This is a genomic window from Pseudomonas sp. LTJR-52, assembly GCF_003691465.1.
GTDB classification, from domain to species: domain Bacteria; phylum Pseudomonadota; class Gammaproteobacteria; order Pseudomonadales; family Pseudomonadaceae; genus Chryseomonas; species Chryseomonas luteola.
In genome coordinates this window covers 1,328,729-1,349,070 of the sequence record NZ_CP033105.1, presented here as the reverse complement: position 1 = coordinate 1,349,070, position 20,342 = coordinate 1,328,729, and the positions used below count along the sequence as shown (strand labels likewise).

Annotated in this window: 18 protein-coding genes; 7 read left to right on the top strand and 11 right to left on the bottom strand. The window is 57.2% G+C overall.

Going from position 1 to position 20,342, the window contains the following annotated elements; all coding sequences use genetic code 11:
• Positions 1-64: 64 nt before the first annotated feature.
• The 5 genes from glgX to EAW52_RS06080 all read right to left on the bottom strand — a co-directional run bounded on the left by glgX (position 65) and on the right by EAW52_RS06080 (position 8,584).
• Positions 65-2,164, bottom strand: a complete 2,100-nt coding sequence (gene glgX / locus EAW52_RS06100; protein ID WP_122041795.1) for a glycogen debranching protein GlgX — start codon at positions 2,162-2,164, stop codon at positions 65-67.
• Between the two features lie 58 nt (positions 2,165-2,222).
• Positions 2,223-4,661, bottom strand: a complete 2,439-nt coding sequence (locus EAW52_RS06095) for a glycogen/starch/alpha-glucan phosphorylase (RefSeq protein WP_122041794.1) — start codon at positions 4,659-4,661, stop codon at positions 2,223-2,225.
• 187 nt (positions 4,662-4,848) lie between these two features.
• Entirely contained in the window at positions 4,849-6,783 is a 1,935-nt protein-coding gene (estP, locus tag EAW52_RS06090) for an esterase EstP (protein WP_122041793.1), read from the bottom strand.
• A gap of 133 nt (positions 6,784-6,916) precedes the next feature.
• Entirely contained in the window at positions 6,917-7,729 is an 813-nt protein-coding gene (mutM, locus tag EAW52_RS06085; protein WP_010795547.1) for a bifunctional DNA-formamidopyrimidine glycosylase/DNA-(apurinic or apyrimidinic site) lyase, read from the bottom strand.
• 30 nt (positions 7,730-7,759) lie between these two features.
• Positions 7,760-8,584, bottom strand: a complete 825-nt coding sequence (locus tag EAW52_RS06080; RefSeq protein ID WP_372238906.1) for an HDOD domain-containing protein — start codon at positions 8,582-8,584, stop codon at positions 7,760-7,762.
• Between the two features lie 214 nt (positions 8,585-8,798).
• Between EAW52_RS06080 and EAW52_RS06075 the strand changes: the two genes are divergently transcribed.
• Positions 8,799-9,338, top strand: a complete 540-nt coding sequence (locus tag EAW52_RS06075; protein WP_010795549.1) for a type 1 glutamine amidotransferase domain-containing protein — start codon at positions 8,799-8,801, stop codon at positions 9,336-9,338.
• A 158-nt stretch (positions 9,339-9,496) separates the two neighbouring features.
• Positions 9,497-10,690 carry a class I SAM-dependent rRNA methyltransferase gene (locus EAW52_RS06070; RefSeq protein WP_122041791.1) on the top strand — a complete coding sequence of 398 codons (1,194 nt, stop codon included), beginning with the start codon at positions 9,497-9,499 and terminating at the stop codon, positions 10,688-10,690.
• Positions 10,691-10,729: 39 nt separating this feature from the next.
• Here EAW52_RS06070 and EAW52_RS06065 read toward each other — a convergent pair whose 3' ends face one another.
• Both EAW52_RS06065 and EAW52_RS06060 read right to left on the bottom strand, forming a co-directional pair.
• Complete coding sequence (locus EAW52_RS06065) at positions 10,730-11,635, bottom strand: AEC family transporter (RefSeq protein WP_122041790.1); 906 nt, start codon at positions 11,633-11,635, stop codon at positions 10,730-10,732.
• A gap of 78 nt (positions 11,636-11,713) precedes the next feature.
• Positions 11,714-12,484: a CPBP family intramembrane glutamic endopeptidase gene (locus EAW52_RS06060; protein WP_122041789.1), complete on the bottom strand. Its 771-nt coding sequence runs from the start codon at positions 12,482-12,484 to the stop codon at positions 11,714-11,716.
• A 129-nt stretch (positions 12,485-12,613) separates the two neighbouring features.
• Here EAW52_RS06060 and EAW52_RS06055 point away from each other — a divergent pair, with 129 nt between their 5' ends.
• Both EAW52_RS06055 and EAW52_RS06050 read left to right on the top strand, forming a co-directional pair.
• Complete coding sequence (locus tag EAW52_RS06055) at positions 12,614-13,879, top strand: Hsp70 family protein (RefSeq protein WP_122041788.1); 1,266 nt, start codon at positions 12,614-12,616, stop codon at positions 13,877-13,879.
• A 119-nt stretch (positions 13,880-13,998) separates the two neighbouring features.
• Complete coding sequence (locus EAW52_RS06050) at positions 13,999-14,454, top strand: GyrI-like domain-containing protein (RefSeq protein ID WP_162997599.1); 456 nt, start codon at positions 13,999-14,001, stop codon at positions 14,452-14,454.
• Positions 14,455-14,463: 9 nt separating this feature from the next.
• Here the strand turns inward: EAW52_RS06050 and EAW52_RS06045 are convergent, their stop codons facing one another.
• From EAW52_RS06045 to EAW52_RS06035, 3 genes are all read right to left on the bottom strand, one after another.
• Positions 14,464-14,751, bottom strand: a complete 288-nt coding sequence (locus tag EAW52_RS06045; RefSeq protein WP_328296304.1) for a PAAR domain-containing protein — start codon at positions 14,749-14,751, stop codon at positions 14,464-14,466.
• Positions 14,752-14,822: 71 nt separating this feature from the next.
• Positions 14,823-16,034, bottom strand: coding sequence for an N-acetylmuramoyl-L-alanine amidase (locus tag EAW52_RS06040; protein WP_122041786.1), 1,212 nt, complete (start codon positions 16,032-16,034; stop codon positions 14,823-14,825).
• Positions 16,035-16,352: 318 nt separating this feature from the next.
• Positions 16,353-17,237, bottom strand: coding sequence for a triacylglycerol lipase (locus EAW52_RS06035; RefSeq protein WP_122041785.1), 885 nt, complete (start codon positions 17,235-17,237; stop codon positions 16,353-16,355).
• Positions 17,238-17,420: 183 nt separating this feature from the next.
• Between EAW52_RS06035 and osmE the strand changes: the two genes are divergently transcribed.
• The 3 genes from osmE to EAW52_RS06020 all read left to right on the top strand — a co-directional run bounded on the left by osmE (position 17,421) and on the right by EAW52_RS06020 (position 19,882).
• The gene (osmE, locus tag EAW52_RS06030) at positions 17,421-17,753 is read left to right on the top strand and encodes an osmotically-inducible lipoprotein OsmE (protein ID WP_010795560.1); all 333 of its coding nucleotides are present in this window, start codon (positions 17,421-17,423) and stop codon (positions 17,751-17,753) included.
• A gap of 70 nt (positions 17,754-17,823) precedes the next feature.
• Positions 17,824-18,573 carry a Mut7-C RNAse domain-containing protein gene (locus EAW52_RS06025; RefSeq protein ID WP_122041784.1) on the top strand — a complete coding sequence of 250 codons (750 nt, stop codon included), beginning with the start codon at positions 17,824-17,826 and terminating at the stop codon, positions 18,571-18,573.
• Positions 18,574-18,586: 13 nt separating this feature from the next.
• Positions 18,587-19,882 carry a GDSL-type esterase/lipase family protein gene (locus EAW52_RS06020; RefSeq protein WP_122041783.1) on the top strand — a complete coding sequence of 432 codons (1,296 nt, stop codon included), beginning with the start codon at positions 18,587-18,589 and terminating at the stop codon, positions 19,880-19,882.
• Positions 19,883-19,890: 8 nt separating this feature from the next.
• Here the strand turns inward: EAW52_RS06020 and EAW52_RS06015 are convergent, their stop codons facing one another.
• A complete protein-coding gene (locus EAW52_RS06015) occupies positions 19,891-20,340 on the bottom strand; it encodes a type IV pilin protein (RefSeq protein WP_122041782.1) in 450 nt (149 codons plus the stop codon).
• Positions 20,341-20,342: the final 2 nt, after the last annotated feature.

The following is a 20,342-nucleotide window of genomic DNA, read 5'->3' as shown; positions in this document are numbered from 1 at the left end:
AGCGAAGCGGCCTACAAGCCCCACCCAACGTTCTGATTGTTCGAGAGACAAGGTCTGCACGCCGCTAGGGACGCAGCAACTCCACGGCTATGCTAACACCGCGGCCGAGCGCTAGGCTTTCGGCGCTGGAGTAGACTGCATGACCGGCTTCCAGTTCAGGTCGTGCGCTATCTAGAATGAGCGACCAGTGATGGCCGTCACGAGATAGCGCTAACCGACACGTCTGAGGATGGTTAAGCGGCTGGAAACAGAGCCATAACCGCTCTGCCCTGAGGTGCCCGGCACCGTTCATGGGCGAGAGCACCAGTGCCAATGGTGCAGATTCGGGCCTATTCCAACCCGCCTCGTCCAGAGGTTCACCCTCTGCATCGAGCCATTGCACGCTAACCCAGTCACCGTGAGCGGGACGCCCGATGAAGTGCTCGGCTTGCAACGCCTTGTATTGACGGCGCAGCGCAGCCAGCCGGGCGACAAAATCGATCTGGCGTTTGCCGGTTGGGCTGCTGGCAAGTGCCCAGTCCAACCATGACAGCGGATTATCCTGAACATAGGCATTGTTGTTGCCATGCTGAGTGCGACCGAATTCGTCGCCAGCCGTCAACATTGGCGTGCCACCGCCCAGCAGCAGCGTTGCCAGCAGGGCACGCTGATCAGCTGCACGCTGCTCATTGATGTGGGGATCGTCGGTCGGGCCCTCGGCACCGTTGTTCCAGCTGTGATTGTCTTGAGTCCCGTCGCGATTTTCTTCGCCATTGGCTTCATTATGCTTATGTGCATAAGTCACAAGGTCTGCCAGCGTGAACCCATCATGAGCCGTCACGAAGTTGATGCTGGCGTCGATGTTCCGGCCGTGCCGGTCATACAGATCGGCGCTTCCTGACAATCGGGTCGCCAGTGCGCCACGCATGCCGTCGTCGCCCCGCCAGAACTTGCGAACATCGTCGCGAAAATCATCATTCCATTCAGCCCAAGGACTGCGGAACTGTCCGACCTGATAGCCGCCCGGGCCAATATCCCAAGGCTCGGCGATCAGCTTGACCTCCCGCAGAACCGGGTCCTGGGCAATAGCCAGCATCAATGGTGCATCGACGCTAAAGCCGGTCTCAAGTCGTCCAAGTGCAGGCGCCAGATCGAAACGGAAACCGTCTACACCTGCCGCCTGCACCCAATAGCGCAGCGAGTCCATTGTCAGCCTCAGCCCCGGCTCGCGTTGCAGCGCCAGGCAATTACCGCAACCTGCATCATTGATGTAAACCGAAGGATCGTCCGGATGCAGCCGGTAATAGCCTCGGTTATCCAGTCCTCGCATACAAAAGGTCGGACCCAGCTCGTCACCTTCACCGGTGTGGTTGAACACCACATCAAGGATGACCTCGAACCCTGCCGCATGCAGCGCTGCCACGGTTTCACGTAACTCAATAATGGCGTCACGTCCTGCCAGACGGGGGTCGACAGCCATCATGGTGACGGGGTTATAGCCCCAGTAATTGCCAAGCCCAAGCTTGGGCAGATGACGATCATCCGCCCAGGCCGCAATAGGGAGCAGCTCCAGCGTAGTCACGCCAAGCTTTTGCAGATACTCGATCACGGCAGGCTGCCGAAGCCCGGCCAGTTTGCCGCGCATGGTTTTAGGAACTTTGGGATGCTGCATGGTCATGCCACGCACATGCAGCTCATAGATGAGGCTCTGGCTACCCCTATAACGCGGGCCATCCAGCTCAAGCGGTGTTAGCGGTGCCTGAACAATGGCCTTAGGAACATGGGCCGCGCTGTCGCGATGGTCCGGGCGATCATGATGGTCTGGATCGAAGCCATAGACGCTGGGATGCAGCACGAACGGCCGATCTACTGCCCTGGCATAAGGATCGACCAGTAGCTTGTGAGGATTGAAGTAAAGTCCTTGAGAAGGCTGATAGGCACCATAAGCCCGCAGCCCATAACGCTGCCCCGCCTTACCTCCCGGAAAATGCCCGTGCCAGACACTGCCTGTCTTTTCGTGGAAGACGAGCCGATGGGTTTCATGCTCGCCCTTGGCATCGTACAGGCAGAGCTCTACCCGCTCGGCCTCTGGCGCCCACACGGCAAAGTTGATGCCATCGCCGACCAGTGTCGCGCCCAGTTCAGCAGGGTTTCCGGTTTCGAGATGAGTCACGTGACGGGGCACAGAAAATCTCCGTAAAGCAGAAAAAAGCCGGCACGCGAGAGGTGCCGGCTATTGAGACTTACAAGACTTGCCAGATATCCGTGGCGTATTCACGAATGGTTCGATCGGAGGAGAACCAGCCCATGCTGGCTGTGTTGAGTACCGCTGAGCGCCACCACTCGTCCGGCTGATTCCAACGCTGTTCGACAGCCACCTGAGCATCCCAGTAGGCATCAAAATCAGCACAGACCAGAAAGCGGTCGTGCCAGGTCAGCACGTCCAGCAGCCCGTTATAGCGAGAGGGATCATCCGGTGAGAACTGCCCGCTGCGAATGGCCGAAAGCACGGCCGACAGCCGTGGCGAGCTGTTGATGATGTCCGAAGAGTTGCCCCCCATGCGCTGGCGCTCTTCAACCTCGGCTGCCTTTAGGCCAAAGATGAACATATGTTCCTGACCGACAAACTCACTCATTTCAACGTTGGCGCCATCGAGCGTGCCAATGGTAAGTGCACCGTTCAGGCCAAATTTCATATTGCTGGTGCCTGACGCCTCGAGACCCGCTGTGGAGATCTGCTCGGAAAGGTCGGCCGCCGGGATAATGACTTCAGCCAGGCTCACATTGTAGTTAGGCAGGAACACCACCTTGAGCAGGTCACGAATGGACGGGTCATTATTAACTACCTTGGCCACGTCGTTGGCCAGCTTGATGATGAGCTTGGCCTGGTGATAGCTGGCAGCTGCCTTGCCCGCGAAAATCTTTACACGAGGCGTCCATTGCCCGTTGGGGTTGTCCTTGATGGCCTGATACAGCGCAATGGTCTGTAACAGGTTCATCAGCTGCCGCTTGTATTCATGGATGCGCTTGATCTGCACATCAAAGATGGCGTCGGTACTGAGGGAGACGTCCAGCGTCTTTTTCACCAGTTCGGCAAAACTGTTCTTGTTATGCAACCGCTGGTGGGCAAAACGCTCTCGAAAATTGGCATCGTTGGCATAGGGCTTGAGCCCGGGGAGCGCTTTTTCAGGATCGTGCTGGACATCCTCGCCCAATACATCCACCAGAAGATCGGTCAACGCAGGGTTGGCCTGATAGAGCCAGCGGCGGAAGGTAATGCCGTTGGTCTTGTTGTTGATTCGATCCGGGAAGAGCCGGTGCATGGAGCGGAAGACGGTCTTGCGCATCAGCTCGGTATGCAATCCGGACACGCCGTTGACCTTGTGCGAACCGATAAAGGCCAGGTTGCCCATACGTACCCGACGGCCGTGGCTTTCATCGATCAGGGACACGTAAGACAGCATGGAGCCATCTGTCTCGCCCCGTGCACGGAGCGAGTCGAGGAACTGGGCATTGATCATGTAGATGATCTGCATGTGGCGCGGCAGGAGGCGCTCCATCAGATAGACCGACCAGGTTTCCAATGCTTCTGGCAGAAGGGTGTGGTTGGTATAGGACAGCGTGTTGACGGTGGTGCTCCAGGCAGCGTCCCATGGCAGACCGTACACATCCACCAGCAAGCGCATCAACTCGGCTACGGCAATGGCTGGGTGAGTATCATTGAGCTGGATGGCCGCGTATTCGGGCAGGCTCATGATGTCGCCGTGCTGCTTGATATGGCGCCGGGTAAGATCCGCCAGCGAGGCGGCCACGAAGAAATACTCCTGACGCAGGCGCAGCTCCTGTCCCGCCTCGGTGCTGTCGGCCGGATACAGCACCCGAGAGATGCTTTCAGCCCGGGCCTGATCAGCTACGGCCCCGACATGGTCACCTGCGTTGAAGGTATCCAGCTTGATGTTTTCCAGCGGGCGGGAGCGCCATAGGCGCAGCGTATTGGCCCCTTCCCCACCCCACCCCATGATGGGCGTGTCATAGGCAACCGCACGAACTTTCTCACCCGGCGTCCAGACCTGGCGCAAGGAGTTGCCTTCATAGGGTGTGACATGACCGCCGAACCCGATCTCGTACACGACCTCGGCACGCTCGAATTCCCACGGATTACCGAAATCAAGCCAGTTCTCCGGCTGCTCGTGCTGGAAGCCATCAGCGATGACTTGGCGGAACAGGCCGTGCTCGTAGCGAATACCATACCCATGGGAAGGAATACCCAGCGTCGCCATGCTTTCCATGAAGCATGCCGCCAGACGGCCCAGACCACCATTACCCAAGGCAGCGTCCGGCTCCAGTCCGCGGATACGCTCAAGGTCAACACCCAGGTCTGCCAGTGCGCGACGGGTTTCCTCCAGTATGCCCAGATTGGACAGGCTGTCGATCAGCAGGCGGCCAATGAGAAACTCCAGGGACAGGTAATAAACGCGCTTCTGGTTGGCCCGGTAAGCCTCACGCGTCCGACTCATCCAGCGATCGACGATATAGTCACGCGTCGCCAGGGCAGTCGCCATGAACCAGTCATGATCCAGGGCGTGCTCGGGGTCCTTGCCTACGTCATAGGTCAGCTTGGAAAGAATGTTTGAACGCAGAGCAGCAACTTCGTTGGGCGAGATAAAACGGGCTCTCGTCATCTAGCAACAACCTCGGCATAACGAACACTGATAGGCTGACCGGCAAGCGTGTCTGGAAGGTATTGGTGAGACACATCGTCCGGCCCATGATTAAGGGTGCATACCTATCTTTGTAGGTCGAAACGGCAAATAGGTCCAAGGAATCGACGACTTTTTTATGCGTCGACTCCCATTTCAGACCTCTTTATTACCACTGCCACGACACGCTGAGGCCTACAGACTGCTGGGCATCCTCTTCCCGGCTCTTGCGATAGGAATAGCTCGCATGCACTGCCACATCGTTGGTCAGCTGCTGGCTAACCCCTAGCGAAGCACGGTCCAACCGATCCGATGGCGTATAGCCCTGCAACGTATAGCTGAGTCCTGGCAAGTCAACCTGAGACATCGTAAGGTCCTGCGTACTGTCCTCGAACTCCTTTTCCCGAGCTACTTCTGCGAAAACCTGCGTTCTGGTGGTCAGCTCGAACTGCCCCTGCAGACCAGCGCCCAGGCGCCGCGAGCGGCGCTTTTGCTCGTCGATATTCAGCGCCGTTGCTCGATCACTGTTTTCCGAATAACTGTCCACGGTAATTCGCGCGTAGTCGGCACTGATGAACGGCGACAGGTGCCAGGCGCTTTGTGGCTGGGCCAGATCAAAGCCCAGTCGCCCACTTGCCGCCCACAGATGACCGTTGGTATCGCCTTTTTCGCTACGCTCAGTCGGCCCCAGGGCGAAGGTACGCTTGAGATCATGGTAATCCAGGTGTCCCCCGGTCAAGGCCAGGTCGGCCCACCAGTGATTCTGCTGATATTGCGCGAAGGCGGTAGTGAAATAACTGCGCAGGTCATAGCGAGAATCAGCAGCGCCCACGTTCAGATCCTGCTTGTAAAACCCGGCGGCCACGCCCACACGCCAATAGTCATTCAGGCGGAAACTGCCTCCCAAGTCCAGGCTGTAGCCGTCGCCATCACCGCTCACGCTGCTGGACTGTCCATCAAAGTTCTGACGCAACCCGCCCGGCGATACGAAGGAATTCCATGTGCCTACTGGCTGCCAGTGATTGCGGTCACTCAGCCATTGCGAATACAGCTGTCCCTGATGGGCAGTCAGCGAACCGTAGGCCATTTCCGGCAGCAAGGTCAGCTCCCAGGGGGCCGCCAGAATTGAATAGGCATAGTCGGCGATCAGGCGCTGACCAGTAATCGTAGGGTGCACACGGTCGTTGTAGAGCAACCGGGTCGGATCAGGGTTGGCGCTGTCGATGCCGTAAACAGCGTTCTGCTGCGTGCACTCATCGAAACAGGTAGCCGTCAGGTTCTGGTCGGCCGCCAGGCCGTAACGGGCAGGATCGGCCAACACTTCACTCAGAAGTCGTGGCACATTCAATGGAATGATTTGCGCATCAATGGTGGAAAGCTGTGACACCAGCTGATTGTTGAACACAGCACTGAGCTGGGACGCAGCCGCTTGCTGTGGGGTTCCGCTCAAGGCAGGCGTAAGGCCGATATCAGGCAGCAGCCAGACCATGATGTAGCGGGCACCGGCCTGCTGCAATGCGCTGGCACTGGCAGCCAGTTGATTGGCCGCTGTCTGGGCTGTCGCAGGCGATGTGACCACACCCTGCAGGAAGTCATTTCCCCCTCCCGTCAGGTAATACAATGCGTTGGAATCAAGGCGTTGGCCCTGATCCGCCAGATCGACCAGATAGCCATCCCGGCGGCGAAGCGTCAGACCATTGGTGGCCACAACAGAGCCATTCTCCTCGGTAATCGACGCAAGGATCTGGTCGGTTCGATAACCGCCTACCGCCCAGTTGTTGCCGTCGGGAAGTCCCAACACGGAATTGATGAGCGATGTGGAAGGCCTAAGCTCCTGGCTGGAAAAGCCTAGCCGGCCGCCCAGTAGCATGACGCTGGTAGGCCCGACCGGCTCACCACTCCCCGGTTGGTATGTGGGCCCTACCCGATTGGTAAAGCGCAGCGAGGAGCCTAACGGGCCATTCAGGTCGGGAAACTGTCCCGAGTCGCTCAGGCTATCGCCAAAGACGACCAGATGACTGTAAGGGTTCGGAGCAGCATGGGCGGCGCTGGCGCAGGAAATCGCAGCGCACAGGGAGGCAAGAGCGAGACGACGGACTGACATGGCTTATCCTTGATTTTGTGGGTCAGTTCTGCTGTTTGGCAAGCGACCACAGCCTAGATCAGGATTCCGCCCTGTGCAGCCCGTACGTTAACCGGCTGACTTATAAAAAGAGAAATAGCTCACGCACGTTCACTTATCGCTGGCATTTGCCGCAATAGACACTGGCGCGTTGCCCCAAACGTATCTCACGTAGCCCTGAGCCGCAGTTCTTGCAGAACTCACCTGCCCGGCCATAGACAAACAGCTCCTGCTTGAAATAGCCCGGCTTGCCGTCGCCACCCACAAAATCCCGAAGGGTCGTGCCCCCGGACTCGATAGCCAGTGCCAGAATGCGCTTGATCTCTTGGGCTAACCGGTCGTAGCGCGCACGGGAAATGCTACCCGCCGCCCGACGCGGATCGATACCGGCCGCAAACAGGGCCTCCGTCGCGTAAATATTGCCAACGCCCACCACAACGGCGTTATCCATGATGAAGGGTTTTACCGCCATGGAGCGACCACGCGACATTTCGTAGAGTCGCCGCCCGTCAAACGCCTCGGTCAGAGGCTCCGGTCCGAGCGACTTGAGCAGCACATGCTCCAGAGGCTCATGGGACCACAGCATGGCGCCGAAGCGGCGAGGGTCGGTATAGCGCAGCGACAATCCTGACTCGAGTTCGATATCCACATGCTCGTGCTTAACCGGCGGCGTCCCGACCGGCACCATTCGCAGGCTGCCGGACATGCCCAAATGAGCAATCAGCGTACCTGCCTCGGCACGAATCAACAGGTACTTGGCGCGCCGCTCGACCGCCTCGATCCTCTGGCCGGACAGGCGAACATCCAGGTCTTCCGGAATGGGCCAGCGCAGCCGGGCATCACGAATGATGACGCGGGACACACGCTGCCCTACCAGGTGCGGCGCTATTCCACGCCGGGTCGTTTCGACTTCAGGTAATTCAGGCATTCAGCCCTCGACAGAGAAAACAATATGCTCTTAAAAATGGATGTGCCCAAGCCCCATTTCAAGGATGTTGTTCTTGAGCATATCGAAGTCATACTCGGAAAGACCGATGTAATCCAAAACCTGATTACTGACCAGATTCCACTCGGCGTCCTGAGCCTGATTGCCCAGCACGCGATAACAGCCACAGATATGCTCGGCCATTTTCAGAATGGCCAATAGATTTTTCATCGGCACACTGCTGGCGTCACCGTCGACAAAAATCCGGTGGGCATTGTGATGATTGGAAATGGCCTCGGCGACATGGGCCGGCAAACGCCATGAGCGGGCCGTGTAATAACCAACGACCGCATGGTTGGTGTTGAAGTAATAGTTTTCCGTATCCACGACACGCCTTTCGGGCCCAACCCGCCCATAGGCCTCCTCCAGCACTTCCATATAATGAGGAAAGCGCCCTAGCATCAGCGGTATGCCGCAGTTGTGAAAGAGCCCAAGGGCGTATGCCTCATCCGGAGCCTGATAGCCTGTCCGCTTGGCCAGTGTCAGGCAGGTTTCCGCCACATCCTGGGCGGTGTCCCAGAAGCGGTTGAGCGTCACGATCGTCTCATCACTCATCTCGCTCTTGATGGACTGCGCGTTGATGAGATTGACGACGGAATTGATCCCCAGGAGGTTGACGGCCCGCTGGATAGACGTAATCCGGTTGGCCAGCCCGAAACAGGGTGCATTGACGAGCTTGAGCAGCGCGCCTGCCAAGCCGGGGTCCTGGCTGATCAGCTGCGCAATCACCTTGAGACTGGGATCCGGGGCAAGCTGCTCAAGTTGTAGATCAACCATGACCTGCGGTTGAGGCGGGATGGTGATTCCCTGAAGCGCCTGGCGAATCTGCTCGGGTTGAAGCTCTAGCGACATGGATCAGATACCTGTGAATGACCTCACATTTTAGCCCACCCTACGCTCAGCAACCACTGATCACTGGAGGAACTTGCCTGCTTTCCCGGGTTCGACTCATACAGAAGCCGTGGAAACGCATCTCCACTTAATCCTAGATCACATAGCTTACGGAGGTTCCATGATGGCATCGTTAGAAGGCAAAAAAGTAGCAATCCTGGTAACTGACGGTTTCGAGCAGGCCGAGCTGACCGGTCCCAAGGAGGCCCTCGAGAAGGTAGGCGCCAAGACTCATATCATTTCTGCCAAGTCTGGCACCGTCCAGGGTTGGAACCACACCGACCCGGCGGACACATTCAATGTCGACCTGACGTTCGATGCTGCCAACATCGGCGACTATGACGCTGTGGTTTTACCAGGCGGCGTCGTCAACTCAGACACCATTCGCACCGATGAGCGCGCGCAGACTTTGGTCAAAGAGGCCAGCAGCAGCGGCAAGCCGATCGCCGTGATCTGCCATGGTGCCTGGCTGCTGATTTCCGCCGGTCTGGTGGATGGCAAGACCATGACTAGCTGGCCTTCACTGACCGATGACCTAAAAAATGCCGGTGCCCAGTGGGTGGATAAGGAAGTCGTCGTGGACGGAAAACTGGTCAGCAGCCGCAAGCCTGATGACATTCCCGCGTTCAATCGCGAGCTGATCAACATGATCGCCGCCTGATCCCCAGCCTGCCTAATCCATGGCCCGCGCTGTGTCAGCCGGGCCATTTTTCACCCGTACGTCGCGTTTCTCTCTATCTTTTAGACTGATCTTCAAGCGTGAAGGCGCCATGCCGCCGGGGCAGGTATACTTCGCCCCTTTTTCTTGGAGTCCCTCAAATGTCCTTGCCCAGCCTGCGACTGAAAGCCAATGCCGAGCGCCGTCTGCGCGCCGGGCACCTTTGGATCTACAGTAACGAAATTGACGTGGCAGCCACTCCGCTGACCGCTTTCCAGGCCGGCGAACAAGCCGTTCTCGAAGCTGCTGGCGGCAAGCCGATCGGTATCGTTGCCCTGTCCCCGCACAACCTGATCTGCGCCCGTCTGATCTCCCGCGATACCAAGCATGTACTGGACAAATCCCTGCTTGTTCATCGCCTGAAAGTCGCCCTGAGCCTGCGTGAGCGCCTGTTCGATAAGCCGTTCTATCGCCTCGTCTACGGCGACTCGGACCTGCTGCCTGGCCTGGTGGTGGATCGCTTTGGCGATGTCATCGTGGCTCAGCTGGCATCGGCCACCATGGAGCGTCACAAGGATGATGTGCTGGCTGCACTGCTTCAGGTGCTCAAACCAGCGGCCGTATTGTGGAAAAATGACTCCAGTGCTCGAGAAGCCGAGGGCCTGCCCCGCTATGTCGAGTCCGCCTACGGTGACGTACCGGAATGGGCTGCCCTGGAAGAAAACGGCGTGAAATTCGAAGCGCCTATCGTTGAGGGCCAGAAGACCGGCTGGTTCTATGACCATCGCATGAACCGTGCCCGTCTGGCACCTTATGTACAAGGCAAGCGCGTTCTGGACCTGTTCAGCTACATTGGTGGCTGGGGCGTGCAGGCCGCTGTATTCGGTGCCAGCGAAGTGATGTGCGTGGATGCCTCCGGCTTTGCCCTGGATGGTGTAGAACGCAATGCGGCCTTGAACGGCGTTGCCGAAAAGATGGCCTGTGTAGAAGGCGATGTGTTCGAGGCCCTGAAGGAGCTAAAGGCTGCTGACGAGCGCTTCGACGTGATCGTGGCCGACCCGCCCGCCTTCATCAAGCGCAAGAAGGACGTGAAAAACGGCGAGGCCGCCTATCGTCGTCTCAACGAGCAGGCCATGCGCCTCTTGAACAAGGACGGCATTCTGGTCAGCGCCTCCTGCTCGATGCATCTTGTTGAAGAGAACCTGCAGGAAATCCTGCTCAGCAGTGCACGTCACCTGGATCGTCATATCCAGCTGATCGAGCGTGGTGCCCAGGGCCCTGATCATCCGGTCCACCTTGCCATCCCCGAGACCCGCTACATCAAGAGTCTGACCTGCCGCATTCTGCCCAGCTGATCCCACGCTCTGGCCGTCCGATTTTTACCGGACGGCCAGTCACCGATTCAGTCCGACCAGTGCCATCCACAACGGCACGGTTACGACAGCCAGAACGGTTGAAAGAAACACCGTTGAGCTGACGACACGGTTTTCCTCAGGCGTCCGGGCAAATGCCAACACGTTTACCCCGCTCGGGCAGGCGGCCATCAGCATCAGCACACTTCGTGCTGCACCGCTCAAGCCCGGCAGCCACAGGCATACCATCCAGACCACGAAGGGAAAGACCAGCAGCTTTATTGCCGTCAACCCGACAACGGAAAGGCTCGGCCTTAGCCGGTAGCGTGAAAGGTTCACGCCCAGCACAATCAAGGCGCAAGGCAGACCGGCTTGTGCCAGCCAGGTCGCGATTTGCCATATCGGGCCCGGCAAAGTTAGCCCCGATACATTCACGGCAGCCCCCAGCAAAAGCCCGACGATCAACGGGTTTGCCAGACTCATCAGCAGCTCTGGGATGCTAACCTTTTCCGTGCCGCCAAAGGCTGTATAAAAGCTCTGCATGGCAAACAACGTCAGGCTATGCAGCGCCAGAATGGCGAACACATAGACGAGATTTTCCTCCCCCATCAAATTGACGACCAGAGGAATACCGATCAGGACATTGTTCGAATAACTGGCCGTCAACCCGAACGCCGTAGGCTCACGCCGGCGCCAATGCACAAACAGATTGACCAGTAGAAACACCAGCAGGACCGGGCCGAAATATCCGAGCAGCAGTAAAGGTGACAAACCATGGCGCAAGTCTGCCTTGGCAATTCCCGTGAACAGCACAGCCGGCATGAACACCTTGAACGCCAGTTGGGTCAGCCCACCCATAGACTCTGGCGTCAACCACTGCCGCCACCCTAATACATAACCCAGCACAATCAGTCCGAATACGGGCATGATTGCGAGGACAACCACCATGTACGTCTACTCCTTGCCTTAACCATCGGGACGCCGGACTGAGGATTCAGACGCCATGAACATGCCTACCGATGCAAGCTAGGACAATCGCAGCGGATAGCTGAGCAGCAGAACATGCAGCACATTGACAGCCAAATGCAAGGCCACGGCCATACTCAGTCGCCGTCCACTCCGCTCGAATATCGCACCGTACCCCAGAGCCGCCACGGCAGCGACCAAGGCAAAACCGGCACTGAATGGCCAGTGCGCCACGCCAAACAAGACTGCCGTTACCAACAGACCTGCCCAGAACCCAAACCGATCAATCAACCCGCGCTGCAGCAGGGCTCGAAACAGCAGCTCCTCCGCCAGTACCGCAACGCCCAGATTAAGAGAAAACCAGGTCCAGAACAGTGCTGGCCATTTGGGCTGGAGGGCCACTAATCTCATTCCTAACGCTAGGGCAGGCACTACGGCAAGGGTACCGACAGCAATCAGCACGCATGGCCTGACCTGCAGCATACGCCGCGTATCGTACGGAACCGCCTTGCCAAGCCACCAGGCCAGTAGCGTCACTCCCACCAGTGCCTTATCCCAGCTTAACCTTAGCCACACTGGCCCGGCGTCCGGGCTGTATTGCAGCGGCCCGCCGAGCACATGAGGAGAGAATCCCGGCGCGACATGAATGGCGAGCGCAACACTGGACGCCAATGCCCCAAACCACCATAGCCAGGACGGCAACCGCTCCTCGCTCAGCACCCAGCCGACATAAAGTGCTCCGGTCAACAACCCCGCTTCGTCAATATCGCCCAGCCCATAGCCCAGCGCCAGCAAAAGTCCGGGAAGCAACATTTGTAGATGAAACGGCATGGCTACTCCCAAACAGAAGATGACAACGTAACATCGTGCAGCATGCTAACCGAGCCTTTTGCCTGACCGAGCGGACAGGTCCGGCAAGTCGCGATAAACTGTGCGGCTGCTTCTGGATGGACCAGCACCATGACTATCGCTTTACCCGCACGTGCCTGCGGTATCGACTTTGGCACGTCGAACTCCACTGTCGGCTGGCTGCGCCCCGACTCGGATATCCTCATACCTTTAGAAGACGGCAAGGTGACGCTTCCCTCAGTCATTTTCTTCAATGTGGAAGAGCGCCGTCCCGTCTACGGCCGTCTGGCGCTTCATGAATACTTGGAAGGCTATGAAGGCCGCCTCATGCGCTCGCTCAAGAGCCTGCTCGGCTCCAAACTGCTCAAGAGCGAAACCAGCATCCTAGGCAGCGCCCTGCCCTTCAAGGACCTGCTTGGCCTGTTTCTCGGCACGCTGAAAAGCCGCGCCGAAGCCACGGCCGGACGTGAGTTCGACAGTGTCGTGTTGGGCCGCCCTGTCTACTTTGTGGACGATGATGAAACCGCCGACCGCGAAGCCCAGGACACCCTGGTTGCCGTAGCGCAAAAGCTAGGCTTTAAGGACATTTCCTTTCAATTCGAGCCCATCGCGGCAGCATTCGACTACGAGCGAACACTGAATCAGGAAGAGATGGTGCTGATCGTCGACATTGGCGGCGGTACGTCCGACTTTTCCCTGGTACGTCTGTCACCCGAGCGCCGGCAGCTGGCGGATCGACAATCGGATATTCTCGCCACCGGCGGGGTACACATCGGTGGTACCGACTTTGACAAGCAGCTTAGCCTGCAGGGCGTCATGCCGCTTTTCGGCTATGGCAGCCTGATGAAAAGCCAGGCACTGATGCCCACCAGCCACTTTATCAACCTGGCGACCTGGCACACTATCAATACCGTATACAGTCAGAAGGCACAGCTTGCCCTCAAGGACATGCGCTACGACGCTCAGGACACGGCCGGGATGGATCGGCTGTTCAAGCTGATCGAGCAGCGCGCCGGGCACTGGCTCGCGATTCAGGTGGAAAACAGCAAGATAGAACTGACCCATGCCGATCGGTTGAACCTGGACCTGTCGCATATCGAGAAGGACTTGTCTGCTGAACTGACCCGCCCATTGTTCGAGGAGTCGATCGCTCAGCTACTGGCGCGTATTCAGGCAAGCGTCAATCAACTGCTGGCCTCGGCAGGTGTTTCCCATGAGCAGATCAATACGGTCTTTTATACCGGCGGCTCGAGTGGTATTCCGGCGCTGCGCCAAAGCATTGACCAATTGCTGCCCCAGGCGCGCAAGGCAGAAGGCGATCAGTTCGGCAGCATTGGTAGCGGTCTTGCCATCGAGGCCTTCAAGCGCTACGGCTAGGCCATACAGTAACCTGACCTATCAAGGCAGTTGAACTCGACCAATCGAAACAGGCTCAACTGGAGATATTCCTCATGGGCCTGTCCGGGCGAGACGCCTCTATCTACAAGGAGACCACCATGCCGCTCAGTATCACCGAGCTTCCAGCGTTTACCGTCGTGGGCCTGGAGTACACGGGCAATGGCGAGGGCGGCAGCATTGCACAGCTCTGGCATGACGTTACGCATCGGCTAGCCGAGCTGCAATTGCCTAGCGCTCCGCAACAGTGGTTCGGTCTGACACTAAGTCCGCCCCCGGGTGTGCTGCGCTATATGGCCGGTATAAAGGTCGACGAGAACACACCCGTACCGGAAGGCATGCTCGGTTACACGGTGCCTGCGCAGAAATATCTGCAGTTCACTCACATCGGAACGGCAGACACGCTCCCAGATACCTACGAGTATCTGTATGCCCGTGTCCTGCCTGAACGTGGCCTGGAACCGAAGAAAGCTGTCAGCTTCGAGCGGTACGACGAGCACTTCAAGGGGCCGGATAACCCAGCCTCTGAAGTGAACCTGTACATCCCGATCTACTAGGCCTTCCGATCAGCCTGTCAAGACATCACCGGAGCCTGTGATGATCACGCCACCATGGGCGGTTGCGCTACCCAGGTAAGCCAGCGGCTGGCCATTGACGAATACGGTAGCACTTCCTACCGCCACGGTATCACCGCAAGCGCTGGAGTCACCGACACGCAAGGCAGGTAGGGAGTTGATCAGAACGTCTGGGGAGCCAGTCACGGTCGGGTTGGGGCCGTGGCCCGTCATGGGGCAGGCGTTGACGTCGGAGAGACGAGCAGCAGGGTTGGCCATGTGCGCTTTCCTTGTGGACATGAAAGCGCACACTTTACCGCGGATCAAGAAAAAATACCGTGCCCGTGCACAGAAACCCAAGCGTCTTTTTCTTAGCCGGTGGCCTGTTCCTTGATACTGGACAGATAGGTTCCTGTCGGCGGACGCTCACTGAAATAATGATGGATACCGCCAAAAATGGATTGGGCTAACGCCCTCTGATGACGTGGGTTCAGAAGCTTTTGGCTGTCCCGATCATTCGACATGAAGCCAGTTTCCACCAGAATCGACGGAATATCTGGCGACTTGAGCACTGCAAAACCGGCCTGCTCGACGCGCTTCAGATGCAGGCCTGTGACATTGGATAGGCTGTTCAGGACACGGTCTCCCAGATCGAGGCTCGACGAGATCGTGGCATTCATGGACATATCCAGCAGTACGCCCGCCAGGACCGGATCCTTGTTTTTCAGGATCTCATTGGCACCAATCAGGTCGACATCGTTTTCCTTGTTGGCCAGCCAGCGTGCCGTTGTCGAGGTCGCCCCATGTTCGGACAGGGCATATACCGAAGCTCCTGAAGCCGTGCGGCGCGGCGCAGCATCGGCATGCACGGAGATGAACATGTCTGCGTTGTACTTGCGCGCAACATCCACACGCTTGCGCAGCGGAACGAAGAAATCATCGTTACGTACCAGCTTGGCCTTGTAGCCCTTCTGCTGATTGATCATGCGCGCAAGATTTTGCGCAATGATCAAGGCGACATCCTTCTCGCGGTCCCCGCGTTGGCTCAGCGCGCCTGGGTCCTTGCCACCGTGACCGGCATCGACGACCACAATAATGTCGCGGCCTTTGCCAGCCCTTGTCACGACGGGGGCGGATGCGAGCATTGCCTCAGGCTCCGGTACAGGGATGCTCGGTACCTGGGCAGGCTTGAGATCCAGCACCAGACGATGCCCTGCATTCTCGGCAGGCCCGAGCAGGAAGCTATCCAGGGTAACCGGCTGGGAAAGTTCGAGGACGACACGGGTATCGGATGAGCCGAACGGGGCACTTCGAATGGAGCGCACCGGGGTATTCTTGAGCGGCACATTGTTGAGTGCGGCTACCTGTTGCGTATTGGCTAGATCCAGGATGATCCGGTCAGGCGCACTAAGTCTGAACGTCTTGAATCGGACAGGGCCGCTCAGATCGAAAACCAGGCGAAATTTATCCGAATCCAACCAGGCGCGTGCGCTGGTCAGACGCTGAGGAAGCGCCAGCACTGGAAAAGCAGCGGGTAGTGTCAGGCTGGCCAGGAGCAGGTTGAGCAAGCGGCGGCGATTCATGCGACCCTCTGACGTAGCAAGTAATATTTTGAAATATTATAACGATACCAATGCGGCGCATGTTTAGATAGCGCGCACGACGTCCAAATCAGTATTTCTTCCTTTTAAATCGGAAGGATAGGCACTTTTTTTAATGTCATCTATAGATAGACCAACAAGCCGACAAGGGGTCATTTCAGCGCGTAAACGGCAGACAGGACTCTTCTTGAGCAGTAGGAGGAATCAGTGTGCTGACCAACCGGTATTTCGAGTGCCAGATTGAATAACGAGCTCAGATCGGCAAGCTGTTGAGTCTGCACGACATTTGGCCGTGCGCTATCAAAGTCCGTCGGCTTTCAGGCGAAGCGCATGGTCGGTGTAGAGCGCTACCGGATTGACGCCATGCCCTATCGCACCGGCCAGTTGATTGATGATATCGAGGTGATCAAGCGGATAATCGGAGCGGATGACTTTCCCCAAATGTGAACTGAATCGCCCAACGAATCCATCGTTTTGATCTGCTTCCAGCTCGAAGCAACGAGACAGTCGTACACACATGCTATGGGTAGGGTCGAGCCGATTGGCACCTCGGTCCGTCAGCTCCGGCACCAGAATGCCGGACCAGGAGTAATAACGGACGTCATTGACGACAGGAGCACCTTCACCGCCCCAGGTAGCGGGAAGTCCTTGCGGGTATTTATCGTTGAATGCTGCCACGCCTTCGGTAGTAAGTGACTCATGACTGGCAATCGCGCTCTGGGGATAACCATTACTGCGATCCAGAAAGGCCATGAACTTGGCCATGCATTGAACATACTCAGCGGCCAGATGCGCCTTCAGGCTACTGGTACGCATGGAGAGCTGGAGCATATCGGCCAGCTCCGACCCATGATTGGGACCTGCTACAGAGGTGACTGACGCAACCCGCTCAGGACAAATGGCGGCTGCGTAGCGCGCGGTCAGAGCACCCTGACTGTGACCGATCAGATTGACCCGCTCGGCCTTGCTGTCGCGCACGATATCCTCGATAAGCGCAAGCAGCTGTTCCCCCCGCACCTCGTTGCTATGAGCACCGGAAAGCCGTACCGGATAGACCTTGACCCCCATGGACTCCAACGCCGAAACGATGCCATACCAGTATGGATAGCCTGCAATTTCCACAAACCCCAGCAGACCATGAACCAACACTAGCGGATAGCGGGTCAGGTTTTGATACTCGCTCATACCACTCCCAGGTTTGCCCTCTAACCAGTCAACCGTTGGACTTCAACGATCACGGTTATTTCTTTCTAGGGTACGCCTCTTTATTTGAGACCGTTTCGTTGAACATCACGAATTCAGTGAATTTCTGGGCAACGGCATGCTCAAAGAAATGACCGGTCATCAACGACCTTATAGGAGAATCATATGTACAAGAAGACACTCGCCGTTGTTGCTCTCGCTGCCGTGGCCGCTGGTTGTAGCTCTGTCAAGGAAAACGTCGATACGGCCAAGGATCGTATTGAATACCGTGAACAACCACTGGTTCGCGACGTGAAGACAGGCATGACTAAAGAGCAGGTGCTGCAGATTGGTGGTACCCCATCCACCCAATACACACGCAAGGTCAAACCAGGCTCCTGCAATAACTACGTGCTCAACAGAGACGGCAAGGAGCAGGTGTTTTCGGTAGGCTTTGACAGCGCGGGTCGCGTCGACAGCAAAGGTTTCGAAACATGCGAATCGGCCGATCATTACTGATTAGCCGCTCTACGCTTTCGGTAACGACCGATTCCGGTCGTGTCATGTCTGATACGACCGGATTGCATGCATGAACAACGCGACATTTCGTTTCTACGCACGCCTCAATAACTTTTTACCTCCGGCTCGCCGCCAGCGTAGCTTTACGCTCAGCTGCAACCCGAACTCTAGTGTCAAGCACATGATTGAGGCTCTGGGCGTTCCGCATCCAGAAGTCGAATTCATTCTGGTCAATGGTAAATCCGTAGGATTTGACTACCTGATACAACAGGATGATCGGATAGCGGTCTACCCGCCCTTTTATCGTTTGGAACTGGAGGATGCAGTCCCCTTGCGCGATCGGCTAACGGCGTTTCGCTTCATTGCCGATGCCCATATGGGCGCGCTAGCGCGGCTGCTACGACTGGCTGGATTCGATACGCTGTATTATCCGGCCATTCATGACAATGAAATTGCCAATTATTGTGCGCGAGAACCTTATATTGTCCTGACCCGGGACCGCGAACTGCTCAAGCGAAGCCAGATTGTCTACGGCTGCTACGTCCGCTCAAACAAGCCTGAGGCACAGCTGCGCGAAGTATTCGAGCGCTACAACCTGGCTGACCATGCTGCGCCCTTCAGCCGGTGCTTGGTCTGTAACGATACCCTTCATTCCGTCGATAAGAGTGTCGTCCTCGATAGCCTGCCGCCACTCGTGCGGGAACGTCATGATTATTTTTTGAAATGCTCGGGCTGTGATCGTGTCTATTGGGAAGGCACCCACTGGGAGAACCTGCAAGCCCAGCTGAAAAGCCTGCTTAATCCAACGTCCGATACCTGATCAAGGAATCCTCATGCGCCTGTTAACCCTTCTGGCTGCCGGCCTGTTTGCACTCGCGTCCAAGCCCGGACATGCCGATGATTGGAAAACAGCCTGGACAGCCCCCGTGCAGGCAGCCTACCCCAACGGTTCGCCCATCGCCCAGCCAAAGCTGGAAGGTATTATTTCGGCTAGTGGGACTCAAGATCAAAGTATCCGGCAGATTATTCGACCTAGTGTATGGGGAAGCCAGGCACGCCTGCGATTCTCGAATACCTTTGGCAACAGGCCCATTACCTTGCGCAGTGTCTATATCGGACAACCTTTAGGGGGTGCAGCTCTGGTACCGGGCAGTAATCGCCCGGTCAGCTTTGACGGCCAGAGCGAAATTCAGCTTCAACCTGGTGAGACTCGCTGGACTGATCCGGTCCCGCTACCCAAAGCACCTTCCCACACCCTGGCGGTAAGCTTTCATCTCGCTGGGAACAGCGGCCCGCTGAGCTGGCATGCTGCAGCGCTCGCAACCTCCTATTTCAGTGTTCGCGGCACCGACCACGCCACCGAGGAGCAGGAAAGCGCCTGGCCCTTTACTACGACCTCAACGTTCCTGCTCGACGCGGTTGATGTCCAGGCACCAGACGTTGCGCGAGTCATCGTGGCCTTGGGCGACTCTATTACCGACGGTACCGGCTCAACACCCAATGGATATGACAGCTGGCCAGACATCCTGAATCGTCGCCTCGCCCAGTTGGCACCGGGACAGTACTCGGTCGTGAATGCCGGCATTTCTGGCAACGAGGTCGCAGGCCCTCTGGATGAAAGCACCCGGCAAGGCTACGGTGGCGGTCCATCTATCATGGATCGTCTGGAACGGGATGTATTAAGCCTTTCTGGTGTAACAGACGTTATCTGGATGGAAGGTATCAATGATTTTTCACCGGGTACTGGTGCGTCCATCGAGGTCGTCGAGACAGCCATGCGCAATGTAGTTGAGCGTATGCGCAAAGCGTTGCCCGGCGTACGCCTTCACGGCGCGACCCTGACCAGCAGCCTGGCGGCCAATCCTGCAGACCCGGCCTTTCAGGAGCAAGATCAGAAACGTATGGCACTTAATCGCTTCATAAAGGAAAGCGGTCTGTTCGACTCGATCATTGACTTTGATGCGGCCACGCTCGACCCTGCTACGGGCGGCCTGCGTGCAGAGTTTATTCCCAGCAGCGCAGGCGGCCCTGGCGATGGACTGCATCCCAACCGGGCAGGTTATGTGGCGATGGCAAATGCCATTGACTTGAAACTATTTACTCAAAAAAGCACAAATCTTTTGCCTTAGTAAGCTTACTATCGCCAGCACTCAATCGCCGTACTACTTCCTGTGGTGCCTTTGCCCCCTTGAGCGCTCAAAGTCAGGTTACCGCACTCAGTATCCTTGGCTTGCGTACCGGCTGCTGTGGCGATCAATAAATAAGGGCCATAACTAGAGTAAGCGCTGCTGGTGGTATCAGTATTAACCGTGATAGACAGCGTGTAATAACCGTTATCGCTACTGACTGTGCCATTGCTCGTATTGCGCATAGCCAGACTTGTTGCCGTGCTGGTGTATGTATAGTTCTGTGCGTAGTACCGCTCCATCCGCGCTGCCGCCTCAGTGAGCAGCGCCTGCCCCTCGCTGCGATGTGCCCGGATAACGTAACGGCCATAACTGGGAATAGCCACTGCCGCCAGGATAGTGATGATCACGACTGTGATCATCACCTCGATGAGTGTAAAGCCTTGAATCCGTCTTCGCATAT

Excerpts from the sequence above, each read along its gene's own strand:
- EAW52_RS06095 (WP_122041794.1), bottom strand. The coding sequence starts at position 4,661 with ATGACGAGAGCCCGTTTTATCTCGCCCAACGAAGTTGCTGCTCTGCGT.
- estP (WP_122041793.1), bottom strand. The coding sequence starts at position 6,783 with ATGTCAGTCCGTCGTCTCGCTCTTGCCTCCCTGTGCGCTGCGATTTCC.
- mutM (WP_010795547.1), bottom strand. The coding sequence starts at position 7,729 with ATGCCTGAATTACCTGAAGTCGAAACGACCCGGCGTGGAATAGCGCCG.
- EAW52_RS06075 (WP_010795549.1), top strand. The coding sequence starts at position 8,799 with ATGATGGCATCGTTAGAAGGCAAAAAAGTAGCAATCCTGGTAACTGAC.
- EAW52_RS06070 (WP_122041791.1), top strand. The coding sequence starts at position 9,497 with ATGTCCTTGCCCAGCCTGCGACTGAAAGCCAATGCCGAGCGCCGTCTG.
- EAW52_RS06065 (WP_122041790.1), bottom strand. The coding sequence starts at position 11,635 with ATGGTGGTTGTCCTCGCAATCATGCCCGTATTCGGACTGATTGTGCTG.
- EAW52_RS06060 (WP_122041789.1), bottom strand. The coding sequence starts at position 12,484 with ATGCCGTTTCATCTACAAATGTTGCTTCCCGGACTTTTGCTGGCGCTG.
- EAW52_RS06055 (WP_122041788.1), top strand. The coding sequence starts at position 12,614 with ATGACTATCGCTTTACCCGCACGTGCCTGCGGTATCGACTTTGGCACG.
- EAW52_RS06050 (WP_162997599.1), top strand. The coding sequence starts at position 13,999 with ATGCCGCTCAGTATCACCGAGCTTCCAGCGTTTACCGTCGTGGGCCTG.
- EAW52_RS06045 (WP_328296304.1), bottom strand. The coding sequence starts at position 14,751 with ATGTCCACAAGGAAAGCGCACATGGCCAACCCTGCTGCTCGTCTCTCC.
- EAW52_RS06040 (WP_122041786.1), bottom strand. The coding sequence starts at position 16,034 with ATGAATCGCCGCCGCTTGCTCAACCTGCTCCTGGCCAGCCTGACACTA.
- EAW52_RS06035 (WP_122041785.1), bottom strand. The coding sequence starts at position 17,237 with ATGAGCGAGTATCAAAACCTGACCCGCTATCCGCTAGTGTTGGTTCAT.
- osmE (WP_010795560.1), top strand. The coding sequence starts at position 17,421 with ATGTACAAGAAGACACTCGCCGTTGTTGCTCTCGCTGCCGTGGCCGCT.
- EAW52_RS06025 (WP_122041784.1), top strand. The coding sequence starts at position 17,824 with ATGAACAACGCGACATTTCGTTTCTACGCACGCCTCAATAACTTTTTA.
- EAW52_RS06020 (WP_122041783.1), top strand. The coding sequence starts at position 18,587 with ATGCGCCTGTTAACCCTTCTGGCTGCCGGCCTGTTTGCACTCGCGTCC.
- EAW52_RS06015 (WP_122041782.1), bottom strand. The coding sequence starts at position 20,340 with ATGCGAAGACGGATTCAAGGCTTTACACTCATCGAGGTGATGATCACA.